The sequence below is a fragment of the Brevibacillus sp. SKDU10 genome, from assembly GCF_001645205.1.
Classification (GTDB): Bacteria; Bacillota; Bacilli; order Brevibacillales; family Brevibacillaceae; genus Brevibacillus_B; species Brevibacillus_B halotolerans.
The window spans coordinates 1-673 of the sequence record NZ_LSSO01000125.1; the positions used below are offsets into that span (position 1 = coordinate 1).

Here is a 673-nt window from a genome sequence, read left to right on the forward strand (position 1 = left end):
CCTTCATCATGAAAATTTGTCGATATACCAAATGACATAGTAGGGTATAGAATGTAGGAATTTCCTTAAAATATTGTTCATGATTTAAATTCGTTTTGTACTCATAACCAATAATATGTTTTTTATTTAAAACAACAATTTCAGGTTTATTCATAACTAGATCACCTCTCGTCTTCATTTTGTAATCCAAAAAGTTCATTTTTTTTTGTTGTTTTATAATAGTTACCCCTCTTCTATATTTAGCTGGGGTCAATCCAAAACAATTTACAAATGCTCGGGTAAATGCTTCCTGGGAACCATATTGAAAAATTAACGCTATTTCCAATATGTTCTTTTGCGTTTCCTTCAGTAATACTGCAGCTTCTGAAAGTCTTCTGCTTCTTATATACTCCTGTACAGAAAAACCTGTAATAGCTTGAAACATCCGTTGGAAATGAAACGCGGAAAAACAAGATTTCGAGGCAATTTCACTAATTTTTAATTCCTCTTGTAGATTCATTTCGATGAATTCAATGGAATCTTGTATTCTTTCGAAGTAATCCATTCGTCAACACCTCTTGGATATTCATCTTACACTTCCTGCAAAAAATATTTTTGATAACTTGTGCTGCATTTCCAGGTAAGGTGTTTCATTTTTTATGGAAAATAAAATTGACCCTCTAGGGCTTCCTAG

At 32.1% G+C, this 673-nt stretch carries 1 pseudogene; it reads right to left on the reverse strand.

The features are described 5' to 3' along the window. Window positions 1-544, reverse strand: a pseudogene (locus tag AYJ08_RS07355) (helix-turn-helix domain-containing protein); the annotation flags it as partial. Between the last annotated feature and the right edge of the window lie 129 nt (window positions 545-673).